The following is an 893-nucleotide window of genomic DNA, read 5'->3' as shown; positions in this document are numbered from 1 at the left end:
GATTTTCGCTGCAGTCGTACGCTTTCCACCGGGTAAGCGATGAGCCATCCCCGCCGCCCTTAGGCGTACGTTGGGATGGCTCATTTTGCTCACTTATCCGGTAGGAGTCGACGCCTGTAGCGAAAATCAAAAGAAATTGCCCAATTATCCATACCATCCAGTTAAAAAACAAAATTTCAACCAGTTTTTTCATTGCATTCATCCAATAAATGGTTTAGGGAAACCAACCGATCACTGGGAGCAACCAGTTCTACTACGAAAGCAACTAAATCAGCACGAGAGCAATCAAATTACTCGTGAAAGCAACCAATTCTCAAGATAGCAAATATACTAGGAGTGAGACGTATTATTGGGATAGCGCATCTTATTTACCATTAAGATTTTCACTGCCGGGCGGAAGACTTCCACCGGGTAAAGCGAAAATTAATGGAAACTACATACTTATCAGTGCAGACCAGTTGAAAAAACAAAATTTTAACCAGTTTTTCCATTGCATGCATCCAGTAAATGGCTTAGGGCAACCAACCGATCACCAGGAGCAACCGGTTCTACTACGAAAGCAACTAAATCAGCACGATAGCAACCAATTCTTAAAATGGCTCTTTACTGGATGTGAGACAACTATAATTCTGACCTATTATAGGAATTATATGTCTTAAAGCCCGCCGAACACGTCTGGCCGGCATCTACTCGATTAGTTTGTCGTGTTCAAAGTCGAAATTGTCGCGTTCGTAGTGGATATTGTCTCGTTCAACCATTTATTGTAATATGGGATCTCAATAATTTAGCCATTTTCATTGATTTTCGCTGCAGGGCGGCGACTCCAGTGGGATCAAGTGAGTAAGATGAGACTTCACAACGTACGCGCAAGCGGCGGTGAAGGCTCATCACTC

General features: G+C 43.1%; 1 protein-coding gene. It reads right to left on the bottom strand.

All coding sequences use genetic code 11. From position 1 onward, the window contains the following. Positions 1-193: hypothetical protein (locus tag AC1DFT_RS20795; RefSeq protein ID WP_478161523.1), on the bottom strand; the 193-nt coding region annotated here is incomplete at its 3' end. Positions 194-893 lie beyond the last annotated feature (700 nt).

This window comes from Psychrobacillus sp. 05T411 (genome assembly GCF_056396485.1).
This window is presented reverse-complemented; position numbering and strand designations above follow the sequence as displayed.